This is a genomic window from Undibacterium sp. Ren11W (assembly GCF_049340485.1).
Taxonomy (GTDB): Bacteria; Pseudomonadota; Gammaproteobacteria; order Burkholderiales; family Burkholderiaceae_D; genus Undibacterium.
On record NZ_JBMPPB010000002.1, the window covers coordinates 414,780 to 434,756 of the forward strand.

At 51.6% G+C, this 19,977-nt stretch carries 19 protein-coding genes; 14 read left to right on the forward strand and 5 right to left on the reverse strand.

Features of this window, described 5'->3' with window-relative positions; genetic code table 11:
• Positions 1-12 precede the first annotated feature (12 nt).
• The 3 genes from ACO0K8_RS08510 to nosZ form a co-directional block, all read right to left on the reverse strand.
• The gene (locus ACO0K8_RS08510; protein WP_422946226.1) at positions 13-1,281 is read right to left on the reverse strand and encodes a nitrous oxide reductase family maturation protein NosD; all 1,269 of its coding nucleotides are present in this window, start codon (positions 1,279-1,281) and stop codon (positions 13-15) included.
• Positions 1,278-3,926: a 4Fe-4S binding protein gene (locus tag ACO0K8_RS08515; protein WP_422946227.1), complete on the reverse strand. Its 2,649-nt coding sequence runs from the start codon at positions 3,924-3,926 to the stop codon at positions 1,278-1,280. The genes ACO0K8_RS08510 and ACO0K8_RS08515 overlap by 4 nt, the downstream gene beginning before the upstream one ends.
• A gap of 127 nt (positions 3,927-4,053) precedes the next feature.
• Positions 4,054-5,982, reverse strand: a complete 1,929-nt coding sequence (nosZ, locus tag ACO0K8_RS08520) for a TAT-dependent nitrous-oxide reductase (RefSeq protein WP_422946228.1) — start codon at positions 5,980-5,982, stop codon at positions 4,054-4,056.
• A gap of 295 nt (positions 5,983-6,277) precedes the next feature.
• Here nosZ and ACO0K8_RS08525 point away from each other — a divergent pair, with 295 nt between their 5' ends.
• From ACO0K8_RS08525 to ACO0K8_RS08545, 5 genes are all read left to right on the forward strand, one after another.
• Positions 6,278-6,685, forward strand: a complete 408-nt coding sequence (locus ACO0K8_RS08525; protein WP_422946229.1) for a c-type cytochrome — start codon at positions 6,278-6,280, stop codon at positions 6,683-6,685.
• 202 nt (positions 6,686-6,887) lie between these two features.
• The gene (locus ACO0K8_RS08530; RefSeq protein ID WP_422946230.1) at positions 6,888-7,928 is read left to right on the forward strand and encodes an FAD:protein FMN transferase; all 1,041 of its coding nucleotides are present in this window, start codon (positions 6,888-6,890) and stop codon (positions 7,926-7,928) included.
• Between the two features lie 358 nt (positions 7,929-8,286).
• Positions 8,287-8,637, forward strand: coding sequence for a DUF3147 family protein (locus tag ACO0K8_RS08535; RefSeq protein WP_422946231.1), 351 nt, complete (start codon positions 8,287-8,289; stop codon positions 8,635-8,637).
• Between the two features lie 1,133 nt (positions 8,638-9,770).
• Positions 9,771-10,082, forward strand: a complete 312-nt coding sequence (locus tag ACO0K8_RS08540; protein WP_422946232.1) for a hypothetical protein — start codon at positions 9,771-9,773, stop codon at positions 10,080-10,082.
• A 92-nt stretch (positions 10,083-10,174) separates the two neighbouring features.
• Entirely contained in the window at positions 10,175-10,540 is a 366-nt protein-coding gene (locus ACO0K8_RS08545) for an SHOCT domain-containing protein (protein WP_422946233.1), read from the forward strand.
• Between the two features lie 248 nt (positions 10,541-10,788).
• Here ACO0K8_RS08545 and ACO0K8_RS08550 read toward each other — a convergent pair whose 3' ends face one another.
• Positions 10,789-12,066, reverse strand: a complete 1,278-nt coding sequence (locus ACO0K8_RS08550; RefSeq protein WP_422946263.1) for an HAD family hydrolase — start codon at positions 12,064-12,066, stop codon at positions 10,789-10,791.
• Between the two features lie 715 nt (positions 12,067-12,781).
• On the opposite strand from ACO0K8_RS08550, the gene ACO0K8_RS08555 reads away from it, so the two are divergent.
• The 9 genes from ACO0K8_RS08555 (at position 12,782) to ACO0K8_RS08595 (ending at position 18,864) form a co-directional block, all read left to right on the forward strand.
• Positions 12,782-13,153, forward strand: coding sequence for a hypothetical protein (locus ACO0K8_RS08555; protein ID WP_422946234.1), 372 nt, complete (start codon positions 12,782-12,784; stop codon positions 13,151-13,153).
• Positions 13,154-13,338: 185 nt separating this feature from the next.
• Positions 13,339-13,800: a GNAT family N-acetyltransferase gene (locus ACO0K8_RS08560; protein WP_422946235.1), complete on the forward strand. Its 462-nt coding sequence runs from the start codon at positions 13,339-13,341 to the stop codon at positions 13,798-13,800.
• A 377-nt stretch (positions 13,801-14,177) separates the two neighbouring features.
• Entirely contained in the window at positions 14,178-14,618 is a 441-nt protein-coding gene (locus ACO0K8_RS08565) for an SRPBCC family protein (protein ID WP_422946236.1), read from the forward strand.
• A gap of 98 nt (positions 14,619-14,716) precedes the next feature.
• The gene (locus tag ACO0K8_RS08570) at positions 14,717-14,965 is read left to right on the forward strand and encodes a hypothetical protein (protein WP_422946237.1); all 249 of its coding nucleotides are present in this window, start codon (positions 14,717-14,719) and stop codon (positions 14,963-14,965) included.
• Between the two features lie 90 nt (positions 14,966-15,055).
• On the forward strand, positions 15,056-15,550 hold the full coding sequence (locus ACO0K8_RS08575) for a hypothetical protein (protein WP_422946238.1): 495 nt from the start codon (positions 15,056-15,058) through the stop codon (positions 15,548-15,550).
• 96 nt (positions 15,551-15,646) lie between these two features.
• The gene (locus ACO0K8_RS08580; RefSeq protein ID WP_422946239.1) at positions 15,647-16,306 is read left to right on the forward strand and encodes a dihydrofolate reductase family protein; all 660 of its coding nucleotides are present in this window, start codon (positions 15,647-15,649) and stop codon (positions 16,304-16,306) included.
• A 14-nt stretch (positions 16,307-16,320) separates the two neighbouring features.
• Positions 16,321-17,583 carry a M48 family metalloprotease gene (locus ACO0K8_RS08585; protein WP_422946240.1) on the forward strand — a complete coding sequence of 421 codons (1,263 nt, stop codon included), beginning with the start codon at positions 16,321-16,323 and terminating at the stop codon, positions 17,581-17,583.
• A 149-nt stretch (positions 17,584-17,732) separates the two neighbouring features.
• A complete protein-coding gene (locus ACO0K8_RS08590; RefSeq protein WP_422946241.1) occupies positions 17,733-18,212 on the forward strand; it encodes a GNAT family N-acetyltransferase in 480 nt (159 codons plus the stop codon).
• A 106-nt stretch (positions 18,213-18,318) separates the two neighbouring features.
• Positions 18,319-18,864 (forward strand): DUF7010 family protein, encoded by a 546-nt coding sequence (locus tag ACO0K8_RS08595; RefSeq protein ID WP_422946242.1) that lies wholly within the window; start codon positions 18,319-18,321, stop codon positions 18,862-18,864.
• 204 nt (positions 18,865-19,068) lie between these two features.
• Here the strand turns inward: ACO0K8_RS08595 and ACO0K8_RS08600 are convergent, their stop codons facing one another.
• Positions 19,069-19,485 carry a hypothetical protein gene (locus tag ACO0K8_RS08600; RefSeq protein ID WP_422946243.1) on the reverse strand — a complete coding sequence of 139 codons (417 nt, stop codon included), beginning with the start codon at positions 19,483-19,485 and terminating at the stop codon, positions 19,069-19,071.
• Positions 19,486-19,977: the final 492 nt, after the last annotated feature.

Sequence of the window (19,977 nt, forward strand, 5' to 3'; positions counted from 1 at the left end):
GTAGGTTGACTCTTATTGACCTGGGTAATGCTTGCCATACCACTGGCTCCATTGCTTGTTAGTCGGCTGCATACGCGGCTTGGGATCGACCACACTAGGCACGCGTAACACAGGAAACTGCTGTGCGACTAAACGCAAGGCCTGTACTGCCGGGCTGGCAAGTAAGAGTTTGGTGCTGGGGTAGCGCCAGCTCAGGCGGTCGACCATGTCATTCGCTTCATAGGCGACATCGCCTATGCCGTCGCCATTTCTATCCCAACCCAGATAATTGCTCCAGTGGTTGCCGCTGTTGACGCCCCACTTTTCATCCCTGGCACCGACATAGCGTACCTGTTCGCGGTTGGCGATAAAATCATTACCCTCGACCTCGTTGCGGGTAGAGCCTGCCGACAGATGCACACCGACGTGGTTGTCAACGATTAGATTATTTTTGATCGTTACGTACTCAACATCATAGATGAACAGGCCGCGGTTGTTGCCGGCGATCACATTATTTTCGACTACCGAATCCTGCATGGTGCGCAGCATGATGCCGTGATCCGAGTTGCCCCAGGTGCGGTTATTTCTGACGGTTTGATTGCGCACTTCCATCAATGCCAGGCCGCCACGGTTGTAATAGCTGTCATTGTCTTCCCACAGATTGTAGTAAGAGTTCATGTAGTGGCTGCCGTAACGGCTGTGATGCAATTTATTCGATTTAAAAATGGCATGGTGCGAGACATCGACATACAGGGCATCGCGCACAAAGCTGATGTTATTGCCTATGATGCGCGCACCATTGGTGTTGTACAGTTGCACCCCGTTGCCGCGCTGCGAAGAATGGTATTCGCGCTTGCCGGTGATCAGATTGCCCTCGATCAGCACGTCATTAGATTTTTCTATCCACAAGCCAAACAGGTTGTAAGTCAGATCGCAGTGTCTGACCACGGCGCGGTGCGCACCAGGGTAAAGATAGATGCCAGCATTTTGGTCTTTCAGACTGTCGCCGGAGTCGCGCACTATCAGGCCTTCTAGCCTTACGTCGGGCGCGGTGACGCGGATGGTATCGCCTTTTTGCGCCGCACTCAAAGTCGGGCGATTGATACCACGTAAGGTCAGCTTCTTGTCTATCAAAAAGTTACCTTGATAATGGCCTCGTGCTATCTCAAGCACATCGCCAGCCTGCGCGTTGGCGATTGCCTGTTGCAGCGAACTGCCGGCTTGCACTTGTATGGTGGCGGCCTGAACATAGGCCATAGCAAGGAACAGCAGTAGGGGAAAGCAGCGTGGGTATGCTCTCATATTGCTAATAACCCCAATGCCTTCAAGCTCAGGAACAAGCCTGCACCTATCAGCAAATTCTTGAAGCTGACATAGCTCAGCATATCCATCAGGCTGGCATATCGGTAATTGGCTTGCCACCATGGGCCGTCTTTCACGTAACGACGGCCGGACAAGCGTATCAATACCTCGTAGACGCTCCAGCCTAACCACCAGCCTATGATCGCCGCCGAAGAAAGTTGACCGAAGGCGGTGAATACCCATGCCAGACTGGCCGCAATGGCGAGCGCGAAACCGGCGATTTGTAAGGCTCTTTGCGATGCCCAGCCTTCTGCGCTCCATGGCCACAAATGATCGAACAGTTCTTGACTTAGCCATTTCAAGCCAGTGCTGCCTGCTTTGTGCGGAGGCACTACCATGTCGCTAGGCATGCGCGGATCAGGCCCGGCTTGCACTGCCGTCGAGGCCGGGGTCGCGGGGATCTGATAGATAGGAATGAAATAACCATCACGTCCGATCGCCTTGATTTCTAGTCCATCGCGCTCACGCCGTTTACGTTCTTTTGCCAGGGGAGGACAGCCCTTGACGTCGGTATACAGCACCATGCAATCGAGACAGTGCAGACATTCGCGGTGATCGATACGGCCGGCCGCATCAATCGCCAGCGAACCGCAACTGACTGTGCAGGCCTTGCAGCTATTGCAGTCTTGTTTGCGTTTCAGACCGAACCAGCGGAAGGTACTAGGCATGGCCAGGGCAGCGCCCAGTGGACAAATGTATTTGCAGTAAGGCCGTTCTATGAATAGTGAGATACCCAGCAAGACAGCGACGAACAAGCCATACGGCCAGCTGCGATGCGTGATGCCAACCAGGAAGGTGGTCTTGAACGGCTCGACTTCTGACAGTTTCTCTGCCAGACCCATGGAGAACATAGAGACCGTCAGCAAGGCAAAAAAGATCGCGTACTTGAGCCATTTGAGTTTGTCATGCAAGGCGCGCGGCAGATGCCCCTGAAAGCGTTTTAGTCCAACTTTTTCACCGACTTTGTAAATCGCTTCCGAGAGTGAGCCGAATGGACACATCCAACCGCAGAACAGACCACGCCCGAACAGGAAGACGGTGACAATAATGAAGATCCAGAACAGAAAGATGAAAGGGTCAGTCAGGAACAGCGACCAGGTCCACTGAAACAGTAAGGAATGGAACCAGGTCAGCACCTGCGTGATAGACGGTTGCGCCATCGCGCCAAATCCGACGAAACCTATGCTCAGTGCCCAGGCGCTATATTTGAAAATATTCACCGGCCATTTGTTTTTATGGCTAGAGCGACGTGTCAGTTTCTCGCGCAAAGCATAGACTACGGTGACAGCAATCAGCAACAGAGCGAACAAGATAATTTCTAGCGCACGCGATTTCCAGATCCGCACATACGGTGCTGCCGCTTCTTCGACTGTAGGTCTGCCGCCTAGCAAGAGCTCGTTAGCTAACCAGTATTTGGTATCGAAGGTAGCGAAGCTGCGCGCGCCGGTGGCACGGTCGACCCGGTTGCCGAGGAAAGAGAGTTTCCACGGGTAAGCGCTAGAGAAGGCTTTTGAGCGTATCACGAAGATCGCCGATTCATTATAGGTGGGCGCGCCAGCGGCCTCTATGCCATACAGATTGAGGTAATCGAGATCGCGGAAAGTAAAAGAGTCGGCATCCTGCTTGACCTGAATACGGTCATACATACCACCGCGTACAAAGCCAGAACCCTTGAAAGACTCGATACCGGCGGTGCGGATGATGAAGATCGCATGTTCGTTTTCTTTCAGCTGCGAGTGCAGGTTATTGAAGCTATGTTCGCCCAAAAGACTGATGCCTACATCCGGATGATTCAGGTCACCAAACCAGAGTTCGATAAACGGCACACTGTTTTTCTCCAGTCCGACTTGCTCGGCCTTGACCAGCAAACGTTGTACGCTACCCTGTTTGACTAACTGATCCCATGACAGATGCTGACCGCTGACGATATACTTGGCCGGCTCACGCACGCTAGGGGCGACGATGCCAACTTGTCTGGCAATCGCCATGCCAGACGTCATCATGACCTGGTTCTGCACGATTACGGTGACGGTCGCGCCAGAGATGGCATCCACGCCCAGCACGCCTTCATCCGGACGCGACTGACCGACTTCGACCTTGTCGGCCACCGATTTACCTATGTATTGTTTATTAAAATTGAGTAAGGCAGACTCAGGTATGCCAAGTAAAAGTATCGGTTCTGAATGCTTAAGCACCTTGATGCCGACGAAACGACCTTTCAAGTCCATGCCCATCAGCGTGACCACGGGTTTGCCCGAATAGGCTGGCGTATCGGTGATATCGGTCGATAGCATCACGTAACCGAGCAAGGGTTTTTTGCCCGCTACCGGCGCGCCATAGGCTTCTACATACGGTGGTTGGCCCATGCGTTCGGAGAAACTCACGGCACCGGGGAACGCCTCGCCACAGGGGATGAGCGCGCACATGTCCTTGGCGGTTTTCAGTTCATCGGGCAAGGCTGCCTCGTAGGAACCGGTAGCCGCATAGCTGTTGTCGCTACTGACGACAGCGATGCCCAGCAGTAGAAAAAATGCGACCAGGCAGTGAACTACGCTGGTCGCTAAGTGGTTTTTATTTAGATACATTTTTATTCCTACTTAACAGAGGGTCTGAAAAAAGCATCGGCATTCCTACTAAACAAATGCAAAAAATCAGCCTGCTGTGTGGTGCTGCCAGGCAAACCCTGACAGCACCGGAGCTACAACTACCGGGTTAGGCTTCCACGATCATGCGGGTGCGCATTTCTAAATGCAGAGCGTGGCAGAAGTGAGTGCAATAGCACCAGTACACACCTGGTTTATCAGCGATGAAGCTGACCGAGGCGGTTTCTTGTGGATTGACGATGAAATTGACGTTGTATTTCGGGATGGCAAAACCGTGCGTCAAATCTTCAATCTTGTCGAGATTAGTCAGAATCAAGGTGACTTCGTCGCCTTTTTTCAATTTAAACTCGCGCATGCTGAAGGCTGGCGCTTGCGAAGTCAGTCTTACCGTCACTTTTTTTCCATTGCGTACTACACCTGATTCTTTAGGATCTTTCGTCGCTAAAGGGAATTCGTTCAGGTCATACACTTGCTTAGGACGAACCAGATCGCGTTTGAAAATGATGAAGTCATGCGGTTCGCCACGTACCGGGTGATCCGCCAGCAAGACCATTTTTTCACCGGAGATATCGATGAATTGTTCATTCTCAGGATGCAAAGGACCGACCGGCAAGAAGCGGTCTTTAGAGAACTTACAACCTACCGCCAGGTATTTACCATCGGCCGCTTTGGTTTCGGATTGCGATGCATTCAAATGGCCAGGCTGATACTGTACGTCGAGGCGATCCACCACATATTTCGAGGCTTTATCGCCTTTGTGGAATTTGATCGCGGCTTCTACATTCCATTTCACCACTTGGCTATCGAGGAACAGCGTAGTAAAGGCATTGCCGCGACCGTCAAATGCGGTGTGTAAAGGGCCCAGACCCAGTTCAACTTCGGCCACGATGGCATCGTCGATTTTTTCCAGCTTACCGTCGAACCAATCCAAGACCTTGTTCAGTTCTATCACAGTCGTGGTTGGCGATAATTTACCAGCGCAAATGAAATACTTGCCGTCCGGGCTGGCGTTCACACCATGCGGATTTTTGGGTACAGAGACATAAGTCGTCAAAGCGGTCTTAGGATCCTTATTCCCTTCGTGGGTACCATCGACCACTGGCACTTTAGAGTCGCCGATAGTCTTGAACTTGCCATCCTTAATTGCCGCTTCAATTCTGGCGATGTTAAAGAATAGGCAGGCGTCACGTTCGGATGCCATCATGTCTTCGTAGTGCACCCCCATTTCGGTGTTGTACTGATTGGTGGCGGCCAATTTACCGTCATACGAAGAAGCAACTAGATCGCAGTTACCATCGATCAGCACTTGCCAGCGTACTTCCATGCTTTCGGCATCGACGCAAGTAAACAGCGAGCGGTATTTGCTACCGTCTTCTATGCCAGTGTTAGGCATAGGAATGGCGAACTCACCGCCGCAGAAAACGCGGGTGGTGTAGTTAATTTTTTCATCAACTGGATCACGCTTGTCCGGAAAAATGCCGTGGAAACCCTGCACATTAGGCAGATCAGTAATCTTGTCGCAGACAAAGTAATCGAGACGGATACGCGCGATACGGGCATTGATCTTATCGTTGATCCAGGCATAACGGCCATCGTAATTACCGTCTTTGTAAGAGGCATGGGTGTGATGGGTATCGGCAACCGTGTACTTCAGGCTACCGTCAGGCTTGGTGCCCATGACTTTTTTAGACTCGTTAGTAATCCCCCAGCCGACCAATGCATCCGGTACGAAGCAAGGAATGCGGTGGATTTCGCGGCCAGAAGGCAAGCCCAAAACGCGCATATCACCAGTGTGACCGCCGCTCCATAGACCGTAGTAAGTGTCGAGTTCGCCCGGTTTCAGATGTGTAGCGTTGGCGGCGCTGGAGTGATCGCCACTCGCTGCCGTTGCTGAGGCTGCTACCGGTGCGCTGGCGCTGCTTGGTTTTTCGGTACAGGCCACCAAACTACCTATGCTGGCGATGGCGGCGGTGTTGAGGAATTTGCGGCGGCCTAATGCTGGAGCAACTTCCGGTTTTGCGGTTTTGTCTTGGCTCATGATGCGATCCTTATTAGCTGGTCTTTTCGGTAGGTAAAACGGTTAGGCCATGGTGAATGAATACAACAACGGATGGGATGGTGGGCTATAGCTAAAAAAATTCAATTGACGGGCGTCAAGAAAATTCGGAAATAGGATGATTTTTTCGGCAGGTTTGTTCTAGCGCAGACTTTGCTGTGCGACACTCCAATCACACCCATTTGCGCACGCTGCGCGAGTTAGAATAAGCCTATAAAAATCGCGATCTAGAGCTCGAAATGATCGGATCTACCCACCGTAAATTAAGGAATACATCATGAAAAAATCATCCGCTTTGATATTGAGTATCTTCAGCTTGGCTTTGTTGAGCGCCTGCGGCCAAAAAGACGCGGCTACAACTGCCGCATCTGCTCCTGCCTCCGCTCCAGTCGTGGTTGCCGCCGCGCCAACTGCTCCGGCCGCTGCTGAAAACGTGGTCGGCAAAGCGACTTATGGCAAAACCTGCTCGCTGTGCCACGCCGCTAATGTGGCGGGCGCACCTAAGCCTGGCGACAAGGCCGATTGGGCTCCACGTATCGCCCAGGGTATGGATGTCTTGTACAAACATGCGCTGGAAGGCTTCACCGGCGCCAAAGGCCAGATGCCGGCGCGTGGCGGTTCGACTACTTTGAGCGATGCCGATGTCAAGGCAACGGTAGATTTTATGGTTGATCAGTCGCGTTAATTTGCTGACTGTTCAGCGCTATGAAGAAATTAAAAACCTCTCAACACAGAGGCACGGAGACACAGAGATTCACAGAGGGCAAGCAGGAAGTTCTCTGTGCCTCTGTGTCTCCTGTGAGAGGTTTGTTTTTTTAAATGGTATTCGCAGTGGGCTGAATACTAAGTTAATTTTGCGAGCCTAGGCTTAGTCTTTGGGGAAAAGTATGTGTCCTGTTTTGTCAGATGCGCGGATTGAAGCGCAATTCCAAGCGCGCCGCCGTCGCCTCTTGATGGCCTTACCTGTGCTCGCTTGCGGTTTGGTGGTGCCAACTGTGCACGCCAGGCCGGATATTCATCAGGCCAGCCAGGTCTTGATGGGCACGCGGCTAGATCTGACACTGCAGGGCAGCGGTAATCTAGAGCTCGCCGCGGCTACGGCATTTACCGAGATGGCGCGGCTGGCCGATATGATGAGCCGCTACCGCAGCACCAGCGTGCTCAACGCCATCAATCTGGCCGCTGGTCTGCAGGCGGTACAAGTGCCGGCCGAGATGATGCGGGTACTGCAGATGGCGCAACAAGCAGCGCGCAGCAGTGGCGGTGCTTTTGATGCCAGCGTCGGTGCCTTTAAAGACTGGAATTTTGACGCCGCCCATCCAGCGCTGGCCAGTGCCGAACAGATCGCCGCGCAATTGCCGCTGGTGGATTCCAAAGGCTTGATCCTGAATCAAAAAGCCGGCACCGCTTATCTGAGCAAACGCGGCATGCGCCTCGATTTAGGCGGCATCGCCAAGCTACCAATTTTGCAGGCCGGCCTGCAAACCCTGCAGGCACGCGGCGTGCACAATGCCATGCTCAATGGCGGCGGTGATGTGCTGGTGAATGGTAATTTAAACGGCCGCCCTTGGCGCGTCGGTCTGCGCGACCCGCGCCAGCCTGAACAAATTCTGGGTGTGGTGGCGTTGAATCAGGGTTTTGTCGCCGCCTCCGGTGACTATGAGCGTTACTTCATGCATCAAGGTAAACGCCTGCACCATATTCTCGATCCAAAAACCGGCTACCCGACCCAGGGCCCGCACGGTCTGGCGCTAGTCAGCCATGATCTGGCCGCCATCAACGGCCTCGGTGCCGCCATCATGGTGGCAGGCGCAGACGCCGGACGCCAGCGCCTCAGCCATTTACACCAGGTCGATGCCATGATAGTCGGTGCCGACCAGCAGCTCTGGTTATCCGGCGGCATGCAGGCACGCCTGAGTCAGATCTAGTTCGCTCTGCGCTATACAAAGCCCTTCTCTCGCGAGCGGGAGAAGGGTGGGGATGAGGGTGGTTCAAATTGAAAGCAATGTTTGATTTTTCAAACAAGCTGCGATTTATAAAATTTAATCGCACGCATCTCGCAGTGCCCTGGTGAATTTCAAAAACATGACACTGCCAACGCGCATATTCCATGCGCCTCTCCAAGGCATCACCCCGCTAAGCCGCATGGAATATGCGCAGTGGCAGGGCACAATTTTAAAATTACGGGAAGGCCGTGGCAGCGGCAGTTCTAAATATTCCACACCTCGCCATCGCCCTGTATCATGCGTCATCGCGCTCGGTGTAGCGCTAGCTGACAGGAAAAGTATGCTCTGGATAATCACTAAATACTTGATGACGGCCGGTGTCGTGGTGCTCGTTTCTGAGCTGGCCAAGCGTAGCGACCGGCTAGGCGGCTTAATCGCGGCGCTGCCTTTGGTGACCATCATCACCCTGATCTGGCTGCATCTGGAACATCAGTCCGAGCAGAAGATCGCCAATCATGCCTGGTACACGTTTTGGTATGTGCTGCCCACTTTGCCTATGTTTCTGGTCTTCCCCTGGCTGCTGCCGCGTCTGGGATTTTGGCTGACTTTGCTGGCCAGTGTGCTGATCTCCATCGTCAGCTTCGGCCTGTTCGCGCTGATTGCCCGGCGTTTTGGTATTGAATTGTTGTAAGGCTGCGCTGGTTTGAGGTGTTTTTGTTTGCTGTTGTCTGGTCTTGTTTTTACTTCGGTGGTTGTTATGCGATTGCTGGCCGGTGGTAGACCGGCGGCTACTTCCGTTTCTTGCTTCGCCAAGAAACGGAAGCAAAAGAAGGCGACGCAAAGTCGCTGCCCTGCGGGTGCCCAATTGTGCAGGTCGTAAAATGGGGAATGAAGCAAACTCGCTACGCTCAGACAAGCTTCATTCCTTATCCATTTTCCGCCCTGCACAATTGGCAGCGCCACATGCGAATTCGATTCAAAAGCAGAGTCAAAAACTACGTCAAAAGCAAGGTCAAAACCCAAATCAAAAGCAGCACGGTAGGTGCGATTAGCGTAGCGTAATCGCACGCACGTCATTGTGCCGTAGCACATTTAATAACTGACCCTGCCACCACGCATATCCCATTCGGCTTGCAGGCCTATGTGCTTGGAAAGGCGCATGGAATATGCGCAGTGGCAGGGCGGGGTAGCGGAAAATAGAATTTCATTCAGCGCGGCATGCGTACGATTACGCTGCGCTAATCGTACCTACGCTGGCTTACGGAGACGCGCAAGTCGCACTACGGATGTGTTGACCTTCGCTTTTCGCATGTGGCGCTGCCGCTTGTGCATGGCAGAAAATGGATTAGGAATGAAGCTTGTCTGAGCGCAGCGAGTTTGCTTCGTTCCCCATTTTTTGACCTGCACAGGCGGGAACCCGCAGGGCAGCGACTTTGCGTCGCCTTCTTTTGCTTCCGTTTCTTGGCGAAGCAAGAAAAGGGAGTAGCTACCGGGCTACCCCCGGTCGGCAATCGCACCGCTACGACAGAAATATAAACAAGACCAAGCCACAGCAAACCAAAAACAGCATGCCGCCAGCACGCATATCTCATGCGCCTTGCAGGCCTATGTGCTTGAAGAAGGGCATGGAATATGCGTGACGGCAGTGCACGTATTTGAAATTTTGTAGTGCATTAATAGATGAATCCCATTGCCTCATTGGTTTGCAGAAATCCGGTGAAAGCTGATCTCTGAATTTCATTTCAACTTTGCCAATTTAATTGATAAAATGTAATACCCTGCTTGCCCAAGCATGTAATTTTGAACTTTCACAAGGAAATGAAATTGGATCGCATTAAATCATTGAGCGCCGCAATAATAATATTGATACTTGCCGGTTGCCAGAGCACTGGCGTTATACCAATGGGCCAAGATTCCTACATGATTGGTAAGAAAGATGGTTCACCTGGAGTAGGCGTATCTTTCAGCAATAAAGCTGAAGTCTACCAAGAAGCCAATGCCTTTTGCCGTGGAAAAAAGCTTGAAGTTAAGACAGTGGAAGTGACGACTACACCTGCTGGTCTCGGACGACTCGGCTCAACCGAGTTGCAATTTAAATGTGTGCCGCCGAGTGGCATGACACAACCAAACTCTTAAAATTGGTCAAGATGAGTAGCTACCCTTCATCGGATATGCTTCACATTTTCGACGTATCTAGATAATTATTTCTCGTCAATTCGAACCATTCAATGAAAAAAATTACACCTCTTATTTCTACACTTGTTTTCTTGCTTTCAGCCTGCGTTGGGGCACCAAAAGTTGATTTTGCAAACACAGACAGCGTGTGCGCACAACAATGTTCGGCCAATCACACTAGTTGTATGAGTGGCTTCAAGCTATTTCCCCTAGCTAACGAGTCATCCTGCAAAACCGCAATGGAAACATGCGCGCAAACTTGCCCAACTAAGGCGGAGGTAGCAATTTCTTCCAAATTGAAATCTTCACAACCATCTATCTCTGAAAGACTGAAGGACGTTGATGCTCTCCTCAAAGATGGCTTGATAAGCAAGTCTGAACACGAAGCAAAAAGACAGGAACTACTCAAAGCTATGTGAGTACGGCAAGTTGGGATAAAGCCTTATCAGTCAGGTAGGGCGGGTGCAAACCGTTCGGCTTACCCAGCAAGCGTAGGGCTCCATGCGCACTCTACTTTTACGGCAGGCAATACAAGCACCATAAAAATAAGACCGGATTTGGCCAGCGCGTCTTATTTAAAAATAGAAAATGAGAACGAAAAAAAACGGCAAGCCTAAATCAAGCTTGCCGTTTTTTATTCCCAACCGTCGCAGTTCAACTCAGCAAATCAAGCCAGCAAAGTCTCGGCGGATTTTCCGTATTTGATACTGGTTTCTGCTGGTAGCCAGTTGCCTGTCATTTCAAAACGGCCTTGCAATAGGAAGCGGGGTTTTTTCTCGTTCAGTTGTTCTGAGGCTAGTTTTGATAAATCTCCGATCTTGCCTTTTTTCAGGCGATTCACGATCAGACCCAATTGCGTGTCAGAGAAATCGCGCAGCATGTCGTAGTCGCCATCGCTGTCACCAGCGACGAACACTGGGCCGTAGCCTTTGCTGGCAACCAGTTCGCGCTGGATGACTTCGGTCTTGCCCGGACCCCAGTTCAATGGCCAGTCTTTCTTGTATTTGTTTTGCAGTACGCCGTCGGCGCTTTCCAGGCGCAGGCCGAGGATGTTTTCACGCTTGACGTGGTAACCGTATTTAGGTGTGGTGGCAAATACTGCGACCACGTCTTCTAATGAAGCGGTGCTGACGTAGACATCGATGCCGCTTTGGCGGAACGCATCCATCAGGCTGGCGATCTCGGTGCACAGGCGGATGCCGTGGAAATGCGCCACGCTGACCACACCGGCTTTACCGCTCAGGGCTGCCGGGCTGGTGTATTTGGTCTTGTTCAGTCCCAAGCCCAGATTATGATCGTTCGATGCTTCCGCCAGTTTTTGTACTTCGGCCACCGACATATTGGTGAAGAAGTAGATCACCCACGGGTAGCCGACTTTAACGCCATGGGTTTCATTGACGGCTTCATACAAAAAATACAGCTTGGCGCGGAAATCCTGAAACTGCAGGGTCTCGCGGATTTCTTCTAGCTTCTTGCTGCCTTTAAATTTATCCGAATTGTCGAATAAAAATTGGTAGTCGCTATCGAGGTCGCTGCAAACCGATGCTAGATCAACGATGGCTCCAGCGGCATTTTTAAAGTCGGCCACAAAAGGCCCGGCCGGTACGTTCTGGCGGATGATGGCGCTAAATTCTGCCGGGTTGAGCTTGAACGACAAGGTATTGATCTGGTACATCAGCAAGGCTTCTTCGGTGTCGTTCATGATGCTGGTGTTGTCCCAGTCAAACACGGCATACGGGCGGCGCTTGGCGTTGTAGCTGGCGCTGGCTGTGCCATTGCGCTCTATCAGTGCTTGCAACTGGGCGTGATTGCGTTTGCTCCACTTGGCCTGATCGAGGACCAGACCTGTGGTCTTGGTCGGTTTAGCGAAGGCTTCGCTGGCGCTGGTGACAGCAGCCAGACCCGCGAGCACGCCACCGGTCAGGAGTGAACGACGTTTTTGCAAGAGAGCAGTAGTATTCATGATTAATTCGTAGAAGCAAAGTGGTAAAGGATAAAGTCAACAGCAGAACAATACGCTGCCATTGCTATTGGTGTGGGCTATGCAAAGTCTGTAAAAAGCCGAGCCAAAAAAACGCAAGCAAATATAGTATTTTGCCAGCCGATTAAGACCGCAGCATGACAGGAAAAGTTTCAAGAAAAATCGGATAAGTCTTGGAAACTCGACATCGTTAGTGTTGGCCGGATGCAGAGCTAGGCTAGCCCAGATGCGCAAAGCACAATCGCAGACATGTCGCGCTTTGGTAGCGGCTTAGTAGCGGCTAAGTAGTTGCTTAAACAGACTGGCCTGCCAGCGCGCATATCCCATGCGGCTCGCAGGCCAGTGTGCTTGAAGAAGCGCATGGAATATGCGCAGTGGCGTTGCCTGTTTTTGGGATTTCATGCGACGCAATACGTCGGCGGGGATTGAGGCCCTGCGCAAAAATTGAGAGTAATTAGCTTTAAATGCATTCAGGGGAATATTTTAATTTCATTAATTTTATTGATATAATCGAAAGAAAATAAGCTGACGGATTTCAGGTTTTTTTAATGCGTTTGAAAATCTAGCGAAACTCTCAAAAGCTAGTCTGCTAGCGGGTTTCGAGAGATTGTTCTTAATATGCGTCACTCGTCCGATTCGCCCGTCACGGTGACGGATATAACTAGTTAGGAAGCGAGGCATGAAATTTATCGGGGCATTCTTTGTTTTTGTAACTTCTTTATCGTCATTCGCTTTCGTTAGCTGTGAAAGTAAATGGATTCCAATGAAGCCATACAAATTTGACGCGGAAGATAAAGATGCTCTAAATATCGCAAAAAATTGGGCGGCAAGTGAGTTCAACACAAAAGAGGGCAAATATGATTTTAAATATTCCATAAGGAAATTAGACACCGGTTTTAGAATGCAAGTAACTCCTCGATATAAAAATTCAGACGGTAAGTATCTTTACGAGCTTCATGCTGATATGTGCTTTGATCTCGATCGAGAGCGAAAGTTAGTTCAAGTCTTTCATTGTCGTCTTCCACCATTTGAAGCTTTACAAAGACGTTGACCTCGTTATGTTTTTCTCAAAAAACTTCAAAAGAAATTGAAATTCCTAACAAGGCGGTCGTCTGGGAATCGCCAGCGACGATTTCGCTATTTGACAATTCTATGGTGGCGGCGATCCCGGCACCTCAACGTTAGGCGTTGCAATTCCGCATACTCTCGATCTCACAACCGAAGACTTCCAACCTTATGCCAAGCCCTGTTATCGTACGTCCGATCAAGCAAGACGACTTCAAAGCCTGGCAACCGCTCTGGGATGGCTACAACGCCTTCTATGGCCGGAAGGGTGAGAGCGCACTGGCGCCCGAGATCACGAAAGTCACCTGGCAGCGATTCCTTGATCCCGACGAACCTGTGTTCGCGCTCGTGGCGGAATCGGAAGCAAAACTGGTGGGCCTTACGCACTACCTGTTCCACCGCAGCACGACGAGGATCGAACTCACCTGCTACCTCCAAGACCTATTCACCGCCGAGGGTGGGCGCGGCCGCGGTATTGGAAGATCATTGATTGAAGGTGTTTATCGAGAAGCAGCAGCGAAGGGCATCAAGCGGGTCTACTGGCAAACCCACGAGACGAACGCCGCTGGTCGTCTGCTATACGAAAAGCTTGGCAAGCATGCCGGCTTCATCGTCTACGGGCACGACATTTGAAGACAACAGGCCTCTCACCGCCAGCGACGCCTAACCCGTCGCTGGAGTGGACCTCCGCCAACAGGCCCCTCAGCTCCAAAGTCAAACGTCCCCAACCAAGTTTCCTAATCACCCGCAAATTAGAGAGGCATCATGTCCAAGCTACGCGTAGAGCATTTCACCAATTCAATAGACGGTTTCGGCGCTGACCCAGACCAGGATATCAAGCATCCACGGTGAGCTGCCAGGTTTTCTCTAGCCCGCTGCGTGAATTGAATCTTCCGTTGCAACCGCTGTCTATCACGGCGTTGCACATGGGCGTTCATGCTTCACATCGCGGTCGCTGAACTTTAAGCTTAGGCCGCAAACATCACATTTCTCCTTTCTGAAAGTTAGCAATGCAAGTTGAACACCGAATCGCCATCTCTGCATCCCCTGAAACAATCTTTGGTATCTATGAGGATGTACAAAACTGGCACACCTGGGATCCAGACACCAAGCAAGCCTATCTGGAGGGGCCATTTCGCGTCGGTAGTCGCGGTCGTATCACGCCACCTAAGGGTATGAGCGTTCCTATGCTGTTTACTCAAGTGGAGCCGGGCAGGTGCTTCACGGTCGAGTCTAAGATTCCCCTGTTTTGCATGCTGTTCGAGCACGAACTGGTCGCCACGCCAGGAGCGACCGAGGTCATTCACAGAGTGACGTTCTCGGGTTTACTATCCTTTGTACTTGGCCCTATGCTGTCCAGGCAACTGAACGCCGGCCTTCCGGTTACGCTGGGCAAACTGAAGGCCCTCGCAGAAGGGATTGGCTCGGCAGCTGCGACGAGCAAGGCGTAAGCGCAGGCAATTGCTGTGACTTAGGGGTTTTAAAAAACAGACCCTGCCATCACGCATATCCCATGCGGCTCGCAGCCCAGTGTTGCTTGAAGAAGCGCATGGAATATGCGCAGTGGCGTTGCCCGTTTTTGAAATCTGATACGGCGCAATACGCCTGCGCCGATAGCCGCCCTGCGCAAAGTCGGTGGATGGCGGGAAAAATAAAAGTCAATTTTGCTAAGTTTATTGATAAAATGAAAATGAGTCTCTGCGCCCCTTTCTATCGGCTTTTCTCTTTTGGTTTCGAGCTTGCCGCGATAAGAGCCAGGCTCAATATGGTTTTCCGGCGAAATACAACTTTTGACTAGCTTTGTAGTTATCGCTTAGTTTTTCAACAAATTAAAATACGTTAGATTTTAATGATACGAATAAGCCTTGCCATATTTTTGACTTTGATAATGTCATCGTCATCCTTTTGTGCTGAGAGCGCGCCTACTCGCGTTGCGGCAGAGTTTTACGAATGGGTGATCGGCCATGATGGTGGTGGTCTTCCGAAAGAGAGCGATCTCAAATCCTTGAAAAAAATTCTATCGACCGATTTGGTCTATTTGCTACATGCTTCATTGGCGGCTGAAGAAAGATGTGCTGCGCTAGCTCCTCGGGATATTAAACCTCTAATGTTTGAAGGAAGTATTTTCGTTGGGAATTACGAAAGCCTTACAAAAGTTATTTCGTTAGACGAAAAGAAAGTGGATGAAAAATTTATTATCAATGCTCGACTAAGAAATTCAAATCCCAAAGACGCAACCGACATTATTGATTGGCTAGATTCGGTAACCCTCATTCGTGAAAACGATAAATACGTCATTAGTAACATTGAGTATGCGAACAGTAAACGGACGTTAGTTAAAATTTTGAAGAAATATATCAGCAAGAAAGAATGTGGAATTTAACTTCACATTCGACACTGACGCGCATGTGCGCCGGTTATTTTTACATCAGGCATCCCCAAGCAAGTTTCTTAATCACTCGCAAATCAGAGAGGCATCATGTCCAAGCTACGCGTAGAGGGTTTTACCATTTCACTAGACGGTTACGGTGCTGGGCCAGACCAGGATATGAATAATCCGCTGGGCGTTGGCGGTACTGCGCTGCATGCCTGGGCGATCCCTACGCTTACTTTTCAGCAAAAGCTGTTTGGAAACGATAGCGGCGAAACCGGTGTCGATGATCAGTATGCCGCGCGCGGTTTCCAGAACATAGGCGCATGGATACTCGGCAGGAATATGTTCGGGCCGGTTCGTGGTGCGTGGCCAGACGAGAGCTGGCGCGGCTGGTGGGGCGAGAACCCGGTGTATCAGGTGCCGGTCTTCGTGCTGACGCACTACCCGCGCGCACCGCTAGTCATGGACGGCGGCACCACCTTCCACTTCGTAACGGAAGGCCCTGTCGTCGCCCTTGAGCGCGCCCGTCTAGCGGCCGGCGGCAAAGATGTTCGTCTTGGTGGCGGCGTCAATGTGATCCAGCAGTATCTGCGCCTGCGCCTGATCGATCAGATGCATGTCGCCATATCGCCAGTCCTGCTCGGCTCTGGTGAGCGACTTTTTGAAGGTATCGATCTTCCGGCCTTAGGCTATGCCTGCGTCAAGCACGAAGCCACAGCAAGGGCCACTCATTTGATTTTGTCGCGGCAGACCAGAGATTTTTAACCTGAGGGAAGCACATGAGAAACACTTTTCGTCTTGCATCATTTGGTATCCTGGGGTGCGCGAGCTTGGCGCTGATGGTCGCTGCGGTGAGCGCCGCAGTATCCGTTGAGATTCCCGCGTCGTCGTCAAAAGCGCTTGAATACCACCATGCCAGCAACTGGTTCTGGGGCCTCAATCAAGTCGTGGGTCTTGCCCTGCCTTTCATATTGCTGGTCACGGGCTGGGGCGCGCATCTCTACCAATTCGCGGCACGAATCTGCAGACAACATCGACTTATCTCGCTGGCGTTTTTCGCGGCGATCTTTTTCTTGTTGGACCGGCTAGTTCGATTGCCAGTTAGGTACCGATGGGATCGCGCTTACGACGACGCAACTGGTGCGCAAAGCCAAGCTTTCCTGGTCTGGCTCGCAAACAAACTCAGCGCATCGGTGTTGCCGATAGTCGGACTGACGCTGGTCGCCATGCTGGCGTACTGGCTGATAGGGAAGAGTCGGCGGCTATGGTGGCTATGGGCGTCTGCTGCGGCATCCATCGTGGTGCTCGCGTTTTTGCTGGTGGAGCCATTCACACAAAGCTACAAACCACTTGGCAACTCGCCGTTAGAACAGCGCATCGTCGAGCTGGCCGCGCGAGCTGGCGTTCCGCAAAGTGCCATCGTGGTCGAACATTGCGACCCGGCATCGTCGTGCCCGCCGGGGCGGGTTATCGGTATGGGGCCGACTCGTCTGATGCTGCTCAATGACGCGCTGCTTGCTCAGAACCCCGAGTCGTGGACGCTGCAAATGGTGGCGCACGAGGCCAAGCACTTCGCTAAGGATGACAACATCAAGGCTTTCTTTCTTCTGTCAGGGCTGGCATTTGCGGGACTATGCTTTGTGCATCTCGTGACACGCGCAGTTGTTGCGCGCTGGTCATCAGGCTTAGCGTTTTCGGAACTTGCACACCCCGCTTCCTTGCCGCTGGCGGTTCTGTTGCTCAGCATTTTTTATTTAATGGTGCTGCCTCCCGTCAACGCTTTTCGCCAACATGTCGAGCTGGAAGCAGATCGCTATGCCTTGGAAATGACCAGAGACAACCTGACTCAAGCTCAGATGTTCGCCAGTTGGGCGAGTGACAAGGGCCGGATTACAGAATGGAGTCCCTTCTTCAAACTTTTTCGCGCATCCCATCCTTCGGATGTCACACGTATCGAATTTTCCAACAACTATCATCCGTGGCTGGAGGGCAAGCCGCTCGTGTATGCAAGCGATTTTTCTCCGCAAAAAAAGAACGAATGAAGTTCGGCAAGCAAAGCCATAACTTTGGGTTTCAAACGCCATAACCCGTCCTAAGGTGGGAGCGAATTGGCGCCGGCGTATTGCGCCGTTTGCTATTTAAAAGCCACTTTACGAAATTAATTAACAGTAATCCTCACCGAGATCGCCCTATGCCAGTACTGCGCCCCATGTCCGATACCGAATACGCAACTTGGTCCGAGCTATCGATCAAAGACTATGCCGCCGCCAAGTTTGAATCTGGCGAGTGGGCAGAATCAGAGTCGCTGGCGTTGGCACGCAAGGAGAATAGTGAACTCCTGCCTCTGGGTCTGCACACGCCAGACAATCACTTCTTTATGATTACCAATGCCCAGGCTGAAGCGGTGGGCGTATTGTGGTTCGCCGTCAGGCATAAGTTCAATGCGCCAATCGCTTATGTCTACAATGTTGCGGTATGGCCTGAGCATCAGCGGCACGGTCACGCCTCGCGCGCCTTGCTCGCCTTAGAGGAAGAAGTACGCAGCCGCGGTCTTAGCGGCATAGCCTTGCATGTGTTCGGGCATAACAAAACCGCACAGGCGCTATACGCCAAACTCGGGTATCAGCCCACCAATATCAATCTGTTTAAACCAGTTCCGGCGGACGGGTAATAAGCCGGCGTCTAAGCCAGTGTCGTCAAGGCGAGGTCTGGCGCGAAGCCACTAGCGATCGCCAAGTACGACGACGGACATATCCAGTAAACCTCAGGGAGATCTAATGAAACTATCCATCAGCGAACAGCAGCAACAAGAAATGCGCCACGCCTACTATGACGGTGCCCCGGGTATCCTGGTGTCGGGCCTGGTGTGGATGGCAGCCACATTGGTGTGTTACCAGCTCGGGATAAACCAGGCCGTATGGACTCTGCTCATAGGCGGTGCGCTGATATATCCGATAAGCCTCATTGTGACCAAGGCGCTAGGACGAGCCGCGAAGACCAGCAAAGCCAATGCACTGAACCAGCTTGGGATGGCGTCGACAATTTGGCTTATCCTGTGCTGCGCGATGGCCTATGGTCTTTTTCTTTTAAAGCCAGGCTTATTTTTTCCAGCAATGATGGCAACCATAGGATGCCGCTACCTGATCTTCGCAAGTCTGTATGGCAGATCAATTTACTGGCTAATCGGTGTGAGCCTGATACTCGCCGCAAATCTGGTGTTCTTCTTAGCGCTAACGCCGGTCGTCGCCGCAGGGCTAGGTGGATTGATTGAGTTGCTATTTGCTGTATTGGTGTTTTTAAAAGCTACAAAGTCAGCGCAGTAGGCGATTTGAGCAAGGCGCCATCGGCGTGACCATGTCTCTGGGATGTCGTGGTTTTAAAAGCTGCACCTGCCAGCACGCATATTCCATGCGCTTCTTCAGGCACGTTTGGCCTGCGAGCCGCATGGGATATGCGCGCTGGCGGTGGCGCTGGTTTACTTCCGTCGTAGTTGGGTGATTGCCGACCGGGGGTAGCCCGGTAGCTACTTACTTTTCTTGCTTCGCCAAGAAGAGTAAGCAAAAGAAGGCGACGCAAAGTCGCTGTCCCTGCGGGATGCCCAATTGTGCAAGTCGTAAAATGGGAAATGAAGCAAACTCGCTGCGCTCAAACAGCTTCACTTCTAATCCATTTTCCGCCCCGCACAATTGGCAGCGCCACATGCGAATTCGATTCAAAATCCAGGTAAAAAACCAAGTCAAAAGCCGAGTCAAAAGCCGAGTCAAAAGCCACGTCAAAAACCAAGTCAAAAACCAAGTCAAAAACCAAGTCAAAAACCAAGTCAAAAACCAAGTCAAAAACCAAATCAAAAACCAAGTCAAAAGCAGCGGATTGCCGTAGCTCGATGTGCTTTTGCGGAGAAGCGGCGGCTGCACTACGAATGTTTTGACGTTCGCCTTTCGCATGTGGCGCTGCCGCTTGTGCTGGGCAGAAAATGGATTAGAAATGAAGCTGTCTGAGCCGCAGGCGAGTTTGCTTCATTTCCCATTTTTTGACCTGCACAGGCGGGAACCCGAAGGGCAGCGACTTTGCGTCGCCTTCTTTTGCTTCCGTTTCTTGGCGAAGCAAGAAAAGGGAGTAGCCGCCGGTCTACCACCGGCCAGCAATCTCACAACAACGACAGAGGTGCAAACTCGACTTAGCAACCGCAAACCAAAAACAACATGCCGCCAACGCGCATATTCCATGCGCCCTACAGGCCAATGTGCTTGAAGAAGCGCATGGAATATGCGCAGTGGCGTTGCCAGTTTTGGAATTCCATGCGGCGCAATGCGCCTGCGGCTATTGACGCCTCGCGCAAGAATGCGATTTACTGAGCGCACAAAATTCTGGACTCGGGGCTGACGCACGCTGATGGCTTTAGCTAACTGGTCAAACCGGGCTTACCTCCAGCTTAT